The 15013-nt window shown below is 69.0% G+C and carries 15 protein-coding genes; 9 read left to right on the top strand and 6 right to left on the bottom strand.

What is annotated here, in order from left to right; genetic code table 11:
* Nucleotides 1–9 precede the first annotated feature (9 nt).
* Nucleotides 10–1110, top strand: a complete 1101-nt coding sequence (locus tag V8201_RS13385; protein ID WP_336545603.1) for a glycoside hydrolase family 43 protein — start codon at nt 10–12, stop codon at nt 1108–1110.
* A gap of 222 nt (nt 1111–1332) precedes the next feature.
* On the opposite strand, the gene V8201_RS13380 is transcribed toward V8201_RS13385, so the two are convergent.
* From V8201_RS13380 to V8201_RS13370, 3 genes are read right to left on the bottom strand one after another with little or no spacing between them, the layout of a single operon-like run.
* Nucleotides 1333–2817 carry an efflux transporter outer membrane subunit gene (locus V8201_RS13380; protein ID WP_037535885.1) on the bottom strand — a complete coding sequence of 495 codons (1485 nt, stop codon included), beginning with the start codon at nt 2815–2817 and terminating at the stop codon, nt 1333–1335.
* Complete coding sequence (locus tag V8201_RS13375) at nt 2817–4409, bottom strand: DHA2 family efflux MFS transporter permease subunit (protein WP_037535887.1); 1593 nt, start codon at nt 4407–4409, stop codon at nt 2817–2819. Before V8201_RS13375 ends, V8201_RS13380 begins: the two co-directional genes overlap by 1 nt.
* Nucleotides 4410–4412: 3 nt before the next feature.
* Nucleotides 4413–5651 (bottom strand): HlyD family secretion protein, encoded by a 1239-nt coding sequence (locus V8201_RS13370; protein WP_336545602.1) that lies wholly within the window; start codon nt 5649–5651, stop codon nt 4413–4415.
* 326 nt (nt 5652–5977) lie between these two features.
* Here V8201_RS13370 and V8201_RS13365 point away from each other — a divergent pair, with 326 nt between their 5' ends.
* Together V8201_RS13365 and rpsU are read left to right on the top strand one after the other, a co-directional pair.
* Nucleotides 5978–6874 carry an alpha/beta hydrolase gene (locus tag V8201_RS13365; RefSeq protein ID WP_336545601.1) on the top strand — a complete coding sequence of 299 codons (897 nt, stop codon included), beginning with the start codon at nt 5978–5980 and terminating at the stop codon, nt 6872–6874.
* 34 nt (nt 6875–6908) lie between these two features.
* Nucleotides 6909–7109, top strand: a complete 201-nt coding sequence (gene rpsU, locus V8201_RS13360) for a 30S ribosomal protein S21 (protein WP_037535892.1) — start codon at nt 6909–6911, stop codon at nt 7107–7109.
* 59 nt (nt 7110–7168) lie between these two features.
* Here the strand turns inward: rpsU and V8201_RS13355 are convergent, their stop codons facing one another.
* On the bottom strand, nt 7169–7537 hold the full coding sequence (locus tag V8201_RS13355) for a hypothetical protein (protein WP_037535893.1): 369 nt from the start codon (nt 7535–7537) through the stop codon (nt 7169–7171).
* 117 nt (nt 7538–7654) lie between these two features.
* Here V8201_RS13355 and V8201_RS13350 point away from each other — a divergent pair, with 117 nt between their 5' ends.
* The 3 genes from V8201_RS13350 (at nt 7655) to V8201_RS13340 (ending at nt 8934) form a co-directional block, all read left to right on the top strand.
* Nucleotides 7655–7882 (top strand): hypothetical protein, encoded by a 228-nt coding sequence (locus tag V8201_RS13350; protein WP_037535895.1) that lies wholly within the window; start codon nt 7655–7657, stop codon nt 7880–7882.
* A gap of 94 nt (nt 7883–7976) precedes the next feature.
* A complete protein-coding gene (locus V8201_RS13345; RefSeq protein ID WP_037535897.1) occupies nt 7977–8402 on the top strand; it encodes an organic hydroperoxide resistance protein in 426 nt (141 codons plus the stop codon).
* Nucleotides 8403–8469: 67 nt separating this feature from the next.
* The gene (locus V8201_RS13340) at nt 8470–8934 is read left to right on the top strand and encodes a membrane protein (protein ID WP_037535898.1); all 465 of its coding nucleotides are present in this window, start codon (nt 8470–8472) and stop codon (nt 8932–8934) included.
* A gap of 2 nt (nt 8935–8936) precedes the next feature.
* On the opposite strand, the gene V8201_RS13335 is transcribed toward V8201_RS13340, so the two are convergent.
* Nucleotides 8937–9446 (bottom strand): MAPEG family protein, encoded by a 510-nt coding sequence (locus V8201_RS13335; RefSeq protein WP_336545600.1) that lies wholly within the window; start codon nt 9444–9446, stop codon nt 8937–8939.
* 8 nt (nt 9447–9454) lie between these two features.
* Nucleotides 9455–10669 carry a UbiH/UbiF/VisC/COQ6 family ubiquinone biosynthesis hydroxylase gene (locus V8201_RS13330; RefSeq protein WP_037535902.1) on the bottom strand — a complete coding sequence of 405 codons (1215 nt, stop codon included), beginning with the start codon at nt 10667–10669 and terminating at the stop codon, nt 9455–9457.
* A 117-nt stretch (nt 10670–10786) separates the two neighbouring features.
* Between V8201_RS13330 and V8201_RS13325 the strand changes: the two genes are divergently transcribed.
* From V8201_RS13325 to xth, 3 genes are all read left to right on the top strand, one after another.
* Nucleotides 10787–13114 carry a DNA translocase FtsK gene (locus V8201_RS13325; protein WP_336545599.1) on the top strand — a complete coding sequence of 776 codons (2328 nt, stop codon included), beginning with the start codon at nt 10787–10789 and terminating at the stop codon, nt 13112–13114.
* Nucleotides 13115–13370: 256 nt separating this feature from the next.
* Nucleotides 13371–13976 carry a LolA family protein gene (locus V8201_RS13320; RefSeq protein ID WP_037535906.1) on the top strand — a complete coding sequence of 202 codons (606 nt, stop codon included), beginning with the start codon at nt 13371–13373 and terminating at the stop codon, nt 13974–13976.
* A 246-nt stretch (nt 13977–14222) separates the two neighbouring features.
* Nucleotides 14223–15005, top strand: coding sequence for an exodeoxyribonuclease III (gene xth / locus V8201_RS13315; RefSeq protein WP_271299836.1), 783 nt, complete (start codon nt 14223–14225; stop codon nt 15003–15005).
* Nucleotides 15006–15013: the final 8 nt, after the last annotated feature.

Raw genomic sequence — 15013 nt, 5'->3', positions numbered from 1 at the left:
ACCGCCAAGATGGAAAACGCCATTGAAGCCAGCGGCATACGCCAGCTGAACCGCCGCGCCCTGATCGCCGGCGCGGGCGCCGCGCTCGTCCTCCCCAACGCGGCACAGGGGCGGGCCGAGGCGCAGGCCCGGCCACTGATTGACGGCTGGTATGCCGATCCCGAGATCCGTATCTTCGCCAATCGCTACTGGATCTACCCGACCTATTCCGCCGACCGTCACACGCCTGCGCCACCCAGCCGGCTGAGCGCCTGGCAGCGCGAGCAGCGCCGCGCGCCGCACATCTGGGCGCCGTTCCTGCGCCAGACATTCCTCGACGCCTTCTCCTCACCCGACCTCGTCCACTGGACGCGGCATCCGCGCGTGCTCGATGTCGCGCAGGTCGGTTGGGCGGCCTATGCGATGTGGGCCCCATCGGCGATCAACCATCGCGGACGCTATTATCTCTTCTTCGGCGCCAACGACCTCAAGAGCGATGCGCAGGTCGGCGGGATCGGCGTCGCGGTCGCGACGCGGCCGGAGGGCCCGTTCCGCGATGCGATCGGGCGGCCGCTGATCGGCACGATCGAACAGGGCGCGCAACCGATCGACCAGATGGTGTTCCGCGACGACGACGGCAGCCTCTACCTTTATTATGGCGGCTGGAAGCATTGCAACGTCGCGCGCCTGTCGGATGATTGCACCGCAATTCGGCCGTTCGCCGACGGCAGCCGGTTCAAATCGATCACCCCCTCGCCCGATTACGTCGAAGGGCCGTTCATGGCGAAGCGCGACGGCGTCTATTATCTGATGTGGTCCGAGAACGACTGGACCGGGCCGGATTATCGCGTCGCCTATGCCACCGCGCCCGGGCCGCTCGGACCGTTCACGCCACGCGGCGTCATCCTGCAGCAGGATGCGCGGATCGCGCGCGGCGCCGGGCATCATTCGCTGGTGCGGATTCCGGGCAGCGACGATTGGTACATCGTCTATCACCGCCGCCCGCTCGGCGAACGGGACGGCAATCACCGCGAGATCGCGATCGACCGCCTCCATTTCCGCCGCGACGGCAGCATTGCGCCGGTGGTGATGACCGCCGGCGGCGTCCGCCCGCGCCCGCTGCCCCGCTAGCCGCTCACGAACAGCGCGACACCGCACCTTCCCGTCGTTCGCGACATGGTCGAGGTTGCGGTCGGCGCGGACGGGCACGGCGGCGCTCTCGACGATCCCGGGCCCTGCCCTCGCGATCACGATAACGACCCGTCGTCCTGATACATTTACGAATATCGACGAATCACGACGCCCGCCGGTCGCGACGGTGGCGAAGCGCGGCGCGCCTCATCCCCCGGCGCGTCAGGATGCCGGCGTGTCGCTCCACCCGCCGCCGAGCGCCTTGAACAGCGCCACCGTCTGCTGGCGGAGCTGCGCATCGCTCAGCGTCAGCTGCTCGCGCGCCGACAGCACCTGCGCCTGCGCGTTGAGCAGCGCGTCCTGCGCGACGAAGCCGGTCTGATATTGCGCGGCGATCGCATGCGCGCTCGCCTCCGCATCGGCGACGGCGCGGGCGAGTGCGGCATGGCGAAGGCGCTCGGCGGCGATCTGCGACAGCGGATCCTCGACATCACGCAGCGCCTGCAGGACGATGGCGCGATATTGCAGCAGCGCCTCGTCGCGCTGCGCCTCGCGCAGCTTGACGGTCGCGCGCCGCCGCCCGCCGTCGAGCAGCGGCAATTGGACCCCGCCGGTACCGGTCAGTTGCAGGCTGTCGCGGCTGATCAGGTTCGACAAGGCGGTCGAGATCAGCTGCGCCATGCCGGTCAGGCTGAAATGCGGATAGAGATCGGCGGTGGCGACGCCGATCTCGGCATTGGCGGCGGCGAGGTTGCGCTCGGCGGCACGCACGTCGGGACGGCGGCGGAGCAGATCGGAGGGCAGGCCCGGCGGGATCGCCGGAGCAGGCGGCAGCGTGACGCCGGGGCCGACGAATTCGGCATCGAGCGCGGCGGGCGGCTGTGCGAGCAGGATCGCCAGCGCGTGGCGACGAACGTCGATATCGGCGCGGATCGGCGCCAGCCGCGCCTCGGTGCCGGTGATCGATCCGCGCTGGCGGGTGACGTCGACCGGCGGCACCAATCCGACCGCGGCGACATGACCAGCGACGGTCAGCGCGCCGCGCTGGCGGGCGAGTTCGGCCTCGATCACCGCGACCTGCGCCTGGTCGGTGCGCAGCGCGAGATAGGCTTGTGCGACTTCGGAGGCGATCATCACCGCGGCGTCGCGGCGGTTCCATTCCGCCGCCTCGGTCCGCGCGGTCGCCGCCTCGACGCCGCGGCGCACCCCGCCGAACACGTCGAGCTCCCACGACGCGTCGAAGCCGGCGGCGTAGGTGGTGATGCCGCTGCCGGGGAGCGCGATGCCGCTGCTCGATCCGCTGCCTCCGCCACTGCTGCTGCTCCCGCCACCGCTGCCGCCGCCGAACAGCCGCGCGAGCGAGGAAAAGCCGGCGTTCTTGCTGAATTCGACATGCGTCGCGTTGGCGCTGGCGTTGACCTGCGGACTATAGGCCGAGCGTGCGACGATCTCCTGCAACCGCGCCTCGCGCACCCGCGCCGCGGCCAGGCCGATGTCGGGATTGTCGCGCAGCGCGCGCTGGATCAGCGCGGTGAGCTGCGGATCGCCGAACGTCGTCCACCAGGTCGCCGGGTCGATCCCCGCGCCCGCCGGCTGCGGCCCGGCGAAGCGCGGCGGCACCGCGACGACATCGGCGGGATGATAGTCCGGCCCGACGGTGCAGGCGGCGAGCAGCGCCGCTGCGGTAAGTGCCAGAAACCGCCGCATCAATGCGCTCCCCCTTGATTGCCGCCGGTCTTGCTGGCGCGCATGAACAGCACCAGCGGCGCGACGACGAGCACGACGATCATCAGCGTGCGGAACACGTCGAGGAAGGCGAGCATCGTCGCCTGCCGCTGCACCTGACTGTACAGCACGGCAAGCGGCGTGGTCGACGGATCGCCCTGCCCGGCGAACTGGCCGGCGGCCTTGCGCATCCAGTCGTTGTAATTGGCGTCGAGCGGGTTGAGCGTCTGCACCAGCTCGGTCTGGTGTTTCTGCAGGCCGTTCGACAGCAACGTCTGCGACAGCGAGATGCCGAGCGTGCCGCCGAGGTTGCGCGCGACGTTGAGCAGGCTGGAGGCCTGCGCGGTCTGGCTCTGCTTCAGCCCGACATAGGCGATGGCGTTGATCGGCACGAACAGGAACGGCAAGGCCATCGCCTGATAGAGGCGCGCGGTCGCCGCGTCGAAGAAGGTGATCTCGGCATTGAGATTGGCCATGTTGTACAGCGCCGCCGCCTGGACGAGCAGCGCCGGGAACAGCAGGAAGCGCACGTCGACCTTGCCGCTCAGCCGCCCGGCGAAGGGCACCGCGACCAAGGTCGCGAGGCCACCGGCGGTGAGCGCGAGGCCGGCGTCGAGCGAGCTGTAGCCGAGCACCTGTTGCAGCATCTGCGGGATGAGCTGCGTCGTGCCGAACAGGATCATGCCGGTGATCGCCATCACGCCGATGGTCAGCGCGAAATTGCGGTTCTTGAGCAGCCGCAGGTCGATCACCGGATCGTCGCGGTTGAGCTCCCACAGCACCAACGCGATCAGCGCGGTCGCGGAGATGATCGCGCTGGTCAGGATCAGCGGACTCGAGAACCAGTCCTCGCGCTCGCCGCGATCGAAGGTGAGTTCGAGGAAGCCGAGACCGAGCGCGACGAGCAGCACGCCGATATAATCGATGCGCAGGCCGTTCCTGAACTTCTTGTCGCGGTCCTTCTTCACCTGTGCCGGCTCGTCGACGAGCGCCCGCACCGCGAGCCAGGCGGCGATGCCGATCGGCACGTTGATCAGGAACACCCAATGCCACGAGGCATATTCGACGATATAGCCGCCGAGCGTCGGCCCCAGGACCGGCCCGACGACCACGACGATCGCGAAGGCGGCAAAGGCCATGCCGCGCTGCGCCGGCGGGAAGGTATCGGCGAGGATCGATTGCTCGACCGGGGCGAGGCCGCCGCCGCCGATCCCCTGCAACACGCGCGCCAGCACCAGCGTCGTCAGATTGGGCGACAGGCCGCACAGCAGCGACGAGGCGGTGAACAGCGCGATCGACAGCAGGAAATAGCGTTTGCGGCCGATCGCGTCGGACAGCCAGCCCGAGATCGGGATGACGATCGCATTGGCGACGAGATAGCTGGTCAGCACCCAGGTCGCCTGATCGTTGGAGACCGACAGGCCGCCGGCGATATGGTCGAGCGCGACATTGGCGATCGACGTGTCGAGCACCTCCATGAAGGTCGGGATCGAGATGATCGCGACGATCAGCCACGGGCTGTACTTGCCCGCGGCGGATCGACTCGGCGACCAGCCCGCCGCAGCGCTCGCCATCGCTCAGCGGACCTTGACGGTCGGCACCACCGACATGCCGGGGCCGATCGGATAGCGGCGCGGATCGGGGCTGCCGTCATGCCGGTCGAATTCGATCCGCACCGGCACGCGCTGCACCACCTTGACGTAATTGCCCGTCGCATTCTGCGGCGGCAGCAGCGCGAACGCCTGCCCCGCGCCGCGCTGGATCGAATCGACATGGCCGGTGAACTTGACGGTCGGATAGGCATCGACGTGGATGTCGACCGGCTGGCCGATGCGCATCAGCTGGAGCTGCGTTTCCTTGAAGTTGGCGGTGACCCACATCCTGTCGGGGACGATCGCCATCAGCTGCGTCCCCGGCCCGACATAGGAGCCGACGTTGACCTGCCGGTTGACCACCTGCCCGGCGACCGGCGCGGTGAGGCGCAGGTCGTTGATCGTGACATTGGCCTGTTCCACCGCGGCGCGGCGGGCGGTGACGACCGCCTCGGCCGCCTTGACCTGACGCGCGGCGACGGTGACCTGCGCGTCGGCGGCGTCGACCTGGCGGCGGGCGGCGGCGGCATCGGCGGCGGTCGATCGCGCGGTGGCGCGCGCCTGATCGAGCTGCTGACCGGCGACCGCGGTCGGATCGAGCTTGAGCAGCGCCTGATAACGGTCGAGGTCCTGTGCCGCCTTGATCGCACTGGCGAGCGGGACGCGCGCCTGCGCCGCCGCCTGATCGCGCGCGGCGAGCGCGGCGGATACCTGCGCCAGCGCCTGCTGCACGCCCGCCTGCGCCTGGACGACATTGGCGCGCGCCTCGGCGACCTGAGCCTCCGGTCCCGACGGTTCGATCACCGCGAGCAGCCGGCCCGGCTCGACGTGGCGATTGTCGATATTGGCGACGCTGACCAACGTGCCGGCGACCTGCGGGGCGATCCTGACGATATGCGCGTCGACGAAGGCGTCGTCGGTCGATTCATATTGCCGCGCGTGCAGGTAATAGAGCGTACCGCCGATCACCAGCACGACGACCACCGCGATCAGGATGATCCAGAACAGCGGCTTCTTGAACAGCGACGGCTTCTTCTCCTTCGCGTCGTCGTCGTCCGAATCGTCGTCGTCGGAGTCCGCATCGTCGTCGTCGGAGTCCGCATCGTCGTCGTCCGAATCGTCGTCCTGCTGGTCGTCGCCCTTGTCGGCGGAGGTCGCCGCGTCATCGGCATCGTCGCCCGCCTGATCGTGCGTGGTCTTCTTCTGGTCGTCACGCTCGCTCATGGCGGCTCCTGCTGTGCGGCCCGGTCGGGAGGGTCGGGGCCGTGCGATGCGCATCGGCATCCGTCCGCATGGCCTGACGACTGGCGGGGCTGCCGGCGATGGTGAGGGATGCCCCCGGCGTCACGCGGGCATCATGTCGGTCGAACGCACCATAAGGCCCCCCGGAAACAAAACGATACGTTCCGGATTCGCTAAAGCCGCCGCGGGCCGGATCGTTCCGCCTGCGCAAAGTAATTCAGGTTAGGCGGGTTTTTGAAGCGATCGGACTAGCCGCGGCGCGCCTGATCCGGCAGCCTGCCCGTCCCGATCGTCCAGCCGGAGCCTCCATGCGCCTGTCGCTCGCCGCCGCCCTCGCCGTCGCATCAGCCACCTTCGCCGGCACGGCGGCCGCCGCGCCCGAGGCGGAGCATGGCAGCGGCCGCTATCCGGCGATCTACGAGGCGCTGCCGGGCCTGCCCGATCATGTCGTCTATCGTCCCGCCGATCTGACGCGACTCGGGCGCGAACGGCTGCCGATCTACGTCTGGGGCAATGGCGGGTGCAGCGCCGATGCGACGAGTTCGCGCAACCACCTGCTCGAGATCGCATCGCACGGCTATCTCGTCATCGCGTCGGGGACGATCCCCGGCCCGGCCAAGCCCGCCGCCGCGCCGGCCACGCCGGGCGCGCTGACCGTCGCGACCAAGACCGGGTTGCTCCGCGACGCGATCGACTGGGCGCAGACGGAGAATCATCGCGCCGGCAGTCCGCTCGCCGGCCATATCGCCACCGACCGGATCGCCGTGTCGGGGTGGAGCTGCGGCGGGTTGCAGGCGCTGGCGACGTCGCAGGACCCGCGCGTGACGACCGCCGTCATCATGAACAGCGGTTTCTTCCCCGAAGGCGCGAATCCGATCAACGGAGTCGCCTCGGACAAGGCGATGCTCGCCGGTCTGCACGGGCCGGTGCTCTACGTGCTCGGCGGCCCGACCGATATCGCCGCGGCGAACGGCACCGACGATTTCGCGCGAATCACCCGGGTGCCGGCCGCCCTGGTCAACATCCCGGTCGGCCATGGCGGCACCTATATGCAACCGCATGGCGGGGTCGGTGCGGAGGTGGTCACCGCCTGGCTCGACTGGCAATTGAAGGGGAAAAGCGACGGACAGGCCGCTTTTTCCGGTCCACAGTGTCGATTCTGTCACGATCCGCGATTGACGCTGGCGCGCAAGAACTTCAATTAGGCGCATTGGTGGCCAACCGAAAGCAAAGACCTTCATGCAGATCATCGTTCGTGACAATAACGTCGACCAAGCCCTCCGCGCGCTCAAGAAGAAGCTGCAGCGGGAAGGCGTGTACCGTGAAATGAAGCTCCGCCGGCACTATGAGAAGCCGTCGGAAAAGCGTGCCCGCGAGCATGCCGCCGCGGTCAGCCGCGCGCGCAAGGCCGATCGCAAGCGCGCCGAGCGCGATCGCTGATCGACCGCGTCTGACGCCACCACCCCCGGCGCGCGCCGGGCGGTGGCGGCGACAGGGACTCAGCCGTCCGTCAACGGCTTGGCGAGCGCCGGCGTCTGCTGATGCTGGACGACGCGCCATACCTCATGCTCGATCCGCCGGATCGTCGAGGTGCAATGCGCCTCATAGCCTTCGTCCCCGCGCTGCGCGTGGACCTTATAGCCGATCACGATCAGCCCTTCCTGCGGGCGTGACACCTGCCGCTCGCTGAGCTCGGCCGTCTCCCAGACCGGCGTCGCGGCGACCGCATCGATTGCGGCGTCGCCGCGCAGCACGAACGGCGGCCGCGGCAGCACCATCACCACCTCGGCATCGACCTTCTCGCGGTAATTGTCGGGACCCTCGGTCCACAGGCTCTCTTCGAACGTCCACAGGCGACTGTCTTCCATCTCGCTATCTCCCGGTGTCAGCCGGGGAAGAGCGGCGCGCGGCGACGAATGTTCCGTGATCGCCCGCCGTCACCAACCGGGCGGTGATGCGTTGCGGCTGTTCCACGAGGAGGCTTCATGACCGACACCGCCATTCAGACCCGCCAGCGCGAGATCGCCAGCGAACATCTGCTGTTCAAGCTGATCGAATATGTCGAAGACCGGCATCCCGGCCTGCTCGACTTCCTGGAACAGAGCCTCGACCATCTCGGCGACCCGGCCGACGATGCGAGCAAGGACGATGCGGGCGTGCGCGCGATCGCGCAGCGGATGATCACCGGTGCCCGGCGGCAAGGCACCGACTGATCGACCGCTCCGCGGATAGTTATCGCGATAATGATATCGACGGACCGCCGCGACGATCCTAAATCATTATCGCGATAACAAACAGGAGTTCGCCATGTCGGTCGACGTCAAATACAGCACCACCGCCACCGCCACGGGCGGCCGCGACGGCCATGCCCGGTCCGACGATGGTCGCATCGACATCGGCCTGTCGACGCCGCGCGAGCTGGGCGGCGCCGGTGGCGAGGGCAGCAACCCCGAGCAGCTGTTCGCCGCCGGTTACGCCGCCTGCTTCATCGGCGCGCTCAAGGTCGCCGGGCGCGAGCTCAAGCTGGCCGTGCCGGACGATGTCGCGGTGACCGCGACGGTCGGCATCGGTCCGCGCGCCGAAGGCGGCTTCGGCATCACCGCCGATCTCGCGGTGGCGCTGCCCGGCATCGCCGAGCCGGACGCGAACCGTCTGGTCGAAGCGGCGCACCGGATCTGCCCCTATTCGAACGCGACGCGCGGCAACGTCGATGTCGGGCTGACGCTCGCCTGATGACGGGCTCGCGGATACGGATGGCGGCACGCGGATTGTAGCAGCCTACTCTTTCGAAGGTGTTGCCATGATCCGTTCGTTCCTCATCGGCCTGGTTGCCGGCCAGCGCGGCATCACCCCGCTGGCGGTGATCGCCACCGCGACCCGCCGGCACGAGGTGCCCGCCGCGCTGCCGCTCCAGTCGCTGATGCGCCATCCGCTGGTCGCCGCGGGGACGGCCGCCTTTGCCGCCGCCGAAATGGCGGGCGACAAGATGAAGACGGCGCCCGATCGTATCGTCCCGGTCGGGCTGGCGGTGCGCAGCGTCACCGCGGCCTATGCCGGCGCCGCGCTGGCGCCGCGCGGCAAGCGGCTGCTCGGCGGCGGCATCGCCGTCGCCAGCGCGCTCGCCTCCTCCTATATCGGCTGGCGGTTGCGCTGCGCCGCGATGGACCGCTTCGGCCAGACCGCGAGCGGCTTCGTCGAGGACGCGCTGGTGTTCGGCGCCGGCCTGGTCATCGCCAACCCGCGGCTCGTCGCCGACGAGCTCTGACCTCAGCGCAGCATCGCCAGCGCCGCCATCAGCAGCGCGGCGATGCTGGGGTAGAAGGTCAGTGCGAAGCCGAGCGCGCGCGCTTCGGCACCGTCAAGATAGCCGCTCCAGAACAGCAGCCGTCCGGCGGTGAAACAGGCGGCGAACAGCGCCACCGGCACGCGCGCGTGATCGCTGATCAGGGTCAGCGCGGCATAAGCGATGCTGGCGAGCAGCGCCTGTTCGGCGGTGTTGCGCAGGATCGCATTGGCCGCATCGACCCGGTCGTCGACACCGTCGCGGCCACCGATCGCCGCCGTCGAGGCGAAACGGCGGCGTGCCACGTCGCCGATCGCCGCCGCCATCCACAGGCCCAGCACCAGCAGCGCGATGCCCAGGGTTGTCAGCCGCGCCTCGAGCACCGCGGCGCTGCTGCGATAGCTGCCGAGGATCGCCGCGGCGATCGTCAGCCCCAGGCCGATGCCGATGCCGCGCGCGACACCGGTCTGCGGCGACCGCTTCGGCGCAGACACCGGCTCGCTCATACCAGCAGCCCCTGCAACAGCTTGGGCAAGGTGCCGCTTTCGCCGCGCGCCTCGGCCATGAACCGGTCCTTGAGCGGCGGCAGGCGATCGACCGCGCTGATCCCGAACCGCCGCACCGCGCTCGCGGTCTTGCCGGGGATGCCGAACAGCCGGGTCAGCGTATCGGTCGCCGCGGCGACCATGAAGGTGTCGAGCCCGCGCCAGCGCTGATAGCGTTCGAGCAGCGCGGGATCGCCGAGGTCGAGGCCGAGCCGCTTGCCCTCGACCAGCACCTCGGCCAGCGTCGCGACGTCGCGCAGGCCGAGGTTGAGCCCCTGCCCCGCGATGGGATGGATGCCGTGCGCGGCGTCGCCGACCAGTACCAGCCGGTCCGCGGTGATCCGCGCCGCATGGTGGAAGCCGAGCGGATAGCTCGCGCGCGGGCTGGCGTCGTGCAGCTCGCCAAGGAAGCCGCCCATCCGCTTGCTCGCCTCGGCGAGGAAGGCGCGGTCGCCGAGCTTCATCATCGCCGGCCCGTCCTCGCCCTTCACCGACCAGACGATCGCCGAGCGATGGCCGATCGCATCGTCGGGCAGCGGCAGCAGGGCGAAGGGGCCGGCGGAATAGAAGATCTCGTAGGCGACGTCCTCGTGCGGATATTGATGGTGGAAGGCGCCGACGATCGCGGCATGGTCATACTGCCAGCGCGCGACCGGGATGCCCGCCGCCTCGCGCGTCGGCGAATTGCGGCCCTCCGCGGCGATCAGCAGCGCCGCGCGCACCGTCTCCCCCGAATCGAGCGTCGCGGCGACGCCGGCGGGACCGCGGACGACGTCGACCGCGCGCGTCTGCATGCGCAGGTCGATGCCGGCCGCGCCGCTCGCCGCGGCGAACAGCGCCGACCGCAGCGCCTTGTTCTCGTACATCGTGCCGAGCGCGCCATCGTCGTCGGCGGGGCGGAAATCGAGCTTGCCCGGCGCGAGCCCGTCGCTGACCCGGATATGGCGGATCGCGCAGCCCTGCCCGGCGAGCGTCGCCCCGATACCGATCGCGTCGAGCATCCGCCCGCTCGCGCTGGCGATCGCCGAGGCGCGGCCGTCGAAGCCGGGTGCGAGCACCACCGCCGGGTCGGCGGGATCGATGACGGTGCTGGTCAGACCATGCGTATCGAGCGCGAGTGCGAGCGTCGCGCCGACCAGGCCGCCGCCCAGGATGATGACATCTGTATCCATATCGCCTCCCTACGCCTGCACCGCGCGGGTGCCAATCGGCCTGTCGCCAACTGCCTTGACGTAACGCACCGGCGGCCCGATGATTCCGGTGCATTTCGCACATTGAAGGAACTGGGAATGGCGAGCCGTGCGCAGCCAGGGCTGTTGCGTGAGACGGTGAAGGCAGGGGCGGTGCGGGGCGGTGCGTTGATCGCCGCGATCGCGCTGTTCCTCCTCACCGTGCTGATGGTGCTGGCGCTGGCCAGCTACCATGCCAGCGACGCGGCGCTCAACACCGCATCGGGCGGGCCGATCCTCAATTGGGCAGGGCCACCGGGAGCGTGGTTCGCCGATTGCGCGCTCACCCTGTTCGGGCCGGCGGTGGCGCTGCTGCTGCCGGTCGCGCCGATCGTCGCGTTGCGCCTGTGGCGCGATCAGCCGCCGGGGCGCTGGGCGGCGATGCTGCGCAATGCGGCGATCGGCGTCGCGCTGATGGCGGCGGCGCTCGCCTTCGTCTCCGATTCGTCGGTGCTCGCACTGCCCGCCGGCTGGGGCGGCATCATCGGCCTCGCCGTCGCGCACGCCGTGCAATGGGCGCTCGGCTTCCTCGGCCAGCCCGGCGTAGCGCGCTGGCTGGCGCGCGGCGTCGGCCTCGCGGCGGGAGTCGGCGGCATCATCATCTGGGCGAAGAGCCTCGAGATCGACCTCGGCGAACGGCGCTTCCGGCTGCGTCGCGTGCGGACCGCGGACGATTCTGTCACCGACGCCTATGACGTCGAGGACGACGACGATTATGACGATGACCTTGCCGACGACCCGTTGCAGCTCGCCCGCAAGGTCGAACCACGCGCGCTCGCCGAGCCCGATCCGCGCCCGGCCCCCGTCATCGCCGACCGCAGCTCGGCACCGTCGGCGGCGAAGCCCAAGCCGCGCCAGCAGAGCCTCGACCTCGGTCACAGCTATACCCTGCCCTCGCTCGACCTGCTCACCCCGGCGCCGCCCGCGCCCAAGGGCACGATCGACAAGGCGGCGCTCGAACGCAATGCGCGCCTGCTCGAGAACGTCCTCGACGATTTCAAGGTGCACGGCGTCATCAATGAGGTGCGGCCCGGCCCGGTCGTGACGATGTACGAGCTGGAGCCCGCCCCCGGCATCAAGGCGAGCCGCGTCATCGCGCTCGCCGACGATATCGCGCGCAACATGTCGGCGGTGTCGGCGCGCGTCGCGGTGATCCCGGGGCGCAACGTCATCGGCATCGAGCTGCCCAACCAGAAGCGCGAATCGGTGTCGCTGCACGAGCTGGTCGGCAGCCAGACGTTCGAGGATCAGGCGGCGCAGCTGCCGATCATCCTCGGCAAGAACATCGCCGGCGACCCGGTGATCGCCGATCTCGCGCCGATGCCGCACCTGCTCGTCGCCGGCACCACCGGCTCGGGCAAGTCGGTCGGGCTGAACTGCATGATCCTGTCGCTGCTCTACCGGCTGACACCCGACCAGTGCCGGATGATCATGATCGATCCCAAGATGCTCGAACTGAGCATGTACGACGATATTCCGCATCTGCTGTCGCCGGTCGTCACCGATCCCGCCAAGGCGGTGCGCGCGCTGAAATGGGCGGTTGAGACGATGGAGGACCGCTATCGCCAGATGTCCTCGGTCGGCGTGCGCAGCCTCGCCGGCTTCAACGACAAGGTGCGCGCCGCCAAGGCGAAGGGCCAGCGGCTCGGCCGCCGCGTCCAGACCGGCTATCATCCCGAGACCGGCCAGCCGGTCTATGAGGAGGAGCAGCTCGACTACGAACCGCTGCCGCAGATCGTCGTCATCGTCGACGAGCTCGCCGACCTGATGATGACCGCCGGCAAGGAGGTCGAGTTCCTGATCCAGCGGCTGGCGCAGAAGGCGCGCGCCGCGGGCATCCACCTGATCATGGCGACGCAGCGCCCGTCGGTCGACGTCATCACCGGCGTCATCAAGGCCAATCTGCCGACGCGGATCAGCTTCCACGTCACCAGCAAGATCGATTCGCGCACCATCCTCGGCGAACAGGGCGCCGAACAGCTGCTCGGCAAGGGCGACATGCTCTACATGCCCGGCGGCAAGGGCATCGTCCGCGTCCACGGCCCCTTCGTCAGCGACGACGAGGTCCACCATATCGCCGATCACTGGCGCGCGCAGGGCCAGCCCGACTATATCACCTCGGTCACCGAGGAGCCCGAGGAGAGCTTCGCGCTGGAAGGCGCGCCGGAGGGGGAGGATTCCGCCGAGGACCAGCAATATCGCAGCGCGATCCAGCTGGTGTGCGAATCGCAGAAGGCGTCGACCAGCTGGCTCCAGCGCCAGTTGCGCATCGGCTACAATTCCGCGGCGCGGCTGATCGAGAAGATGGAGAAGGACGGCATCGTCAGCCGCCCCGATCACGTCGGCCGCCGCGAGGTGCTGCGCGATACCGAGGGGCATGCGATCTGACGTCGGCGGCGGGGGGGGCCGTGTGCTACCCGCCCTTCGACAGGGTCAGGGCCAACGGTAGGATGAAAGGCCTCCTCCATCGTTCGTGCCGAGCCTGTCGAAGCACGGATCTCCGCGAGCGGGCGCTTGATTGTACGCACCCTCCTCCGACGCGCACCGGCCGCCGCTCCGCATCGCTGACCGGGCGCCTCGGGACCCACCATCCCGGTTGCGCAGTTAAGCGGCCATTCAACGCCCCTTGCCCATCAGGACCCGCATGATCCGATCCGCTTTCGCCCTTGCCGCCGCGCTCAGCGCTCCCGTTGCCGTTCAGGCGCAGACCGGCGATCTTGCCGCGGTGCAACGCCATCTCCAGGCGCTGACGACGATGACCGCCGGCTTCACCCAGACCGATCGCACCGGCAAGGTGCTGACCGGCACCTTCACGCTCAAGAGCCCGGGCAAGCTGCGCTTCCAATATGAGAAGGGCGTGCCGATCCTGATCGTCGCGGAGGGCGGCGCGCTCACCTTCATCGATTATTCGGTGCGGCAGGTGCAGCGCTGGCCGATCAAGAATTCGCCGCTGTCGGTGCTGCTCGATCCGAGTCGCGACATCAGCCGCTACGCCCGGCTGGTGCAGACCGGCAACGACCGGGTCGTCTCGGTCGAGGCGAGCGATCCCAAACATCCCGAGATCGGCCGGATCACGATGATCTTCGCCCGCGACGCCGCGGCGCCGGCAGGACTCGCGCTGCAAGGCTGGGTGCAGCTCGACAGCCAGAACAACCGCACGACGATTCGCCTGACCAATCAGCGCTTCGGCGTGCCGGTTAGCGACGGAACGTTCAAATGGGTCGACCCACGGCGGTCAACTACGCGATAATGAACGCGAAATGCCCTCGCCATTCATCATCGCGACAGGTTGGCGGGCGTAAATACCCCATTGCGGATGTGGGGCGTCCGGGATTTTTCCCCCTGTTGCCCGGATGGACAACCCCCTTCCCGCCTGCGTGACGAACGCCAGGTCGGCCCTCGCTCCATGCCCCCGGAGCGGGGGCCTTTCCGTTTGGGCGCGCGGCGGCCGGTGTCCACCTTGCCCGCCCCTGCCCCATTGCCTAGATGCGGCGGCGTGAAGATCGTATCGTGGAATATCAATTCCGTCCGCTTCCGGATCGCCATCGTCGAGCAGTTCCTGCGCGAGGTCGCGCCGGATATCCTGTGCCTCCAGGAAACCAAGGTGGTCGACGAGGACTTCCCGCACGAGGCGTTCCACGCGCTCGGCTATGTCCACACCGTCATCCACGGCCAGCGGATGCATCACGGCGTCGCGATCCTCAGCCGCGTGCCGATCGTCGCCGATGATCGGTTCGACTGGCAGGCCAATCGCGAGGCGCGGCATATCGGCGTGCGGCTGCCCAACGGCGTGCGGCTGGAGAATGTCTACGTCCCCGCCGGTGGCGACGTGCCGGATCGGGCGGTCAACGCCAAGTTCGGGCAGAAGCTCGACTTTCTCGAGCGGATGACGCGCTGGTCGGCGGATCTGGCGGTCCCGACGATCCTCACCGGCGACTTCAACATCGCGCCGCTGCCGAGCGACGTGTGGAGCCACAAGGCGCTGCTCAAGACGGTGAGCCATACGCCGATCGAGGTCGAGGCGCTCGACCGGCTGCAGGCGTCGAACGACTGGGTCGATCTCGGCCGGCACTTCCACCCTGCCCCGGCGCGGCTCCACACCTGGTGGAGCTATCGCTCGCCCGACTGGACCAAGAACGATCGCGGCCGGCGGCTCGATCATATGTGGGCGAGCCGCGATGTCGCGGCGCAGGCGGTGGCGCATAGCGTACACGAGGATTGCCGCAGCTGGCTCAAGCCGTCGGACCATGTGCCGATCATGACCGAGTTCGCCTGGTGACCGACGCG

The organism is Sphingomonas kyungheensis, assembly GCF_037120395.1.
Lineage (GTDB): Bacteria > Pseudomonadota > Alphaproteobacteria > Sphingomonadales > Sphingomonadaceae > Sphingomonas > Sphingomonas kyungheensis.
The sequence above is the reverse complement of the archived record's forward strand: the minus strand, read 5'-3'. Positions and strand labels throughout refer to the sequence as shown.